This window comes from Kitasatospora sp. NPDC001603 (assembly GCF_040298365.1).
Taxonomy (GTDB): domain Bacteria; phylum Actinomycetota; class Actinomycetes; order Streptomycetales; family Streptomycetaceae; genus Kitasatospora.
The window spans coordinates 1-2,139 of the sequence record NZ_JBEPAA010000182.1 but is presented as its reverse complement, the minus strand read 5'-3'; the positions used below and the strand labels follow the sequence as shown (position 1 = coordinate 2,139).

Here is a 2,139-nt window from a genome sequence, read left to right as displayed (position 1 = left end):
CGCTGGTTGTCGTACACGTTGCCGCTGACGAGGGTCTGGACGTGCAGGGTCCCGTCGGCGAGGCCGGCGGCGGAGACGGCGGCGATGTGGCCGTTCTGGTCGAGGGTGTTGGCGCCGGTCCAAGTGCCGTCGGTGTTGCGCTGGTTGTCGTACACGTTGCCGCTGACGACGGTCTGGACGTGCAGGGTCCCGTCGGCGAGGCCGGCGGCGGAGACGGCAGCGATGTGGCCGCTGCCGTCGAGGAGGTTGGCGCCGGTCCAAGTGCCGTCGGGGTTGCGCTGGTTGTCGAAGACCTTGCCGTCAGCGATGGTCTGGACGTGCAGGGTCCCGTCGCTGAGGCGCGCGGAGGAGACGGCCGAGATGCCGCCGCTGCCGTCCACCAGATTGGCGCCGGTCCAGCTCCCATCGGAATTGCGCTGGTTGTCGAAGACCTTGCCGTCAGCGATGGTCTGGACGTGCAGGGTCCCGTCGGCCAGCCCGACGGAGGAGACGGCCGAGATGCCGCCGCTGCCGTCCACCAGGTTCGCGCCCGTCCACGAGCCGTCGCGGTTGCGCTGGTTGTCGAAGACCTTGCCGCCGGCCAGGGTCTGGACATGGAACGTACCGTCGGTGAGCGCCGCGGTGGCGACCTGGGTGATACCGCCGTTGCCGTCCAGCAGTGCCACGCCGTCCCAGGAACCGTCCGAGTTCCGCTGATTGTCGTAAACGCTGCCGCCGGCCACCGTATCCACCCGCATCACGGTGGTGGGCTTCGGACCGCGGGAGACGCCGACGTCGAGGTAGTCGGCGTCGATGTTCATCGTCACGCCGCCGTAGCTCTCCGACTTGTCGCCCCGGTACTGATGGATCCGCTGGTGGTTGGCCCAGAGCGAGGCGGGGACGACGGGATCGCTGGTGTCCGGGTTCTCGTTCCAGCGGGCGGTCCAGATCACGTCCGGCATGGTGTACCGGGCAGCGTTCCGCGCCAGGTCGGCGATGCCGGAGGAGGCGCTGGAGTAGACGCCGGAGAGGTAGCCGCGGGCGTGAAGCCGCTCGGTCCAGGCCGCGAGGTAGCTGAGCACGGCACCGCTGAAGCGGGAGGAGTCGTAGTTCTCCATGTCGTCGTAGAGCGTCGAGCCTGGGCCGAACCCGAGTGCGGCAGCCTGGGCGATCGCCTCGTCCGCGGAGGCCGCGCCCTGGGCGGCCGGATTGCTGATGCTCCAAGCCTGGACGCCCGCGTAGATCGGCATGAACCGCCAGCCGGCCGAGGCTTGGTGCTGGACCCACCCGGCCGTCAGGTTCGGCTGGGCGCAGCTCCGGGCGCCACCGATGTAGATCCCCACTGCCCGGTAGGGCGACGCGTTGATCCACGTGTCCATGGCGCCCGAACTCGGTGCGGCGCAGGTCTCGAACCCCTTGCCGACGAAGTCGGTGATGGTGCTCGGGAGGGCGGCCGGTATGAGGGCGGGGGCGAGCGCCGGTGCGGCGGTGGGGCTCGTGGTCCGGCCCGAGGCGGCCGGGTGCAGGCCTGCTCGCCGCAGGATGTCCTGCATTCGGGCTGGGTCGGCGGCGTAACTGGCGGTGACCCTGATGCCCGGCGCGGTCGCGGAGAGTTCGCGGGCCGACGGGTTGTCGGCGGTGCCCGTGGTGATGCCGGTCTCGGCCTTCGGCTCGATCAGCAGCGCCTCCGTCCGGCCGGTGAGCCGACTCGGGCAGTCCTGGGCCGCCCCGGGCGTACCGAGGTAGACGGCGTGGCGGTCGAAGCGCACACAGGCGGACGGATTCTCCCGGAGGTCGACGACGGGCCAGTCGGCGGGCACCTGGAACCGGTGTCCCTGGTAGGTCACGGATGTCGTGGCTGGGCCGGCGGCCGCGGCGGCACCCGCCGCCGGGCCGGCCATCGCCGCGCAGACGCCGAAGACCGCGAGTGCCCTGACGGGGAGTTGGAGGGATCGGTTGAGCACAGTGGATTTCCCATCTGGTGGCGCAGGACGATCGGCCGGTCGGCCCGTGCCGGACCGGCCGATCGTCAGCGGGCGTGAGGTGTGGTCAGGATCCGAGGCCAGCGGCGGAGACGGCGGTGATGGCGCCGTTCTGGTCGAGGGTGTTGGCGCCGGTCCAAGTGCCGTCGGTGTTGCGCTGGTTGTCGTACACGTTGCC

General features: G+C 70.9%; 1 protein-coding gene. It reads right to left on the bottom strand.

The genetic code is table 11. From position 1 onward, the window contains the following. Window positions 1-1,943: glycoside hydrolase domain-containing protein (locus ABT263_RS38715; protein ID WP_352298632.1), on the bottom strand; the 1,943-nt coding region annotated here is incomplete at its 3' end. Window positions 1,944-2,139 lie beyond the last annotated feature (196 nt).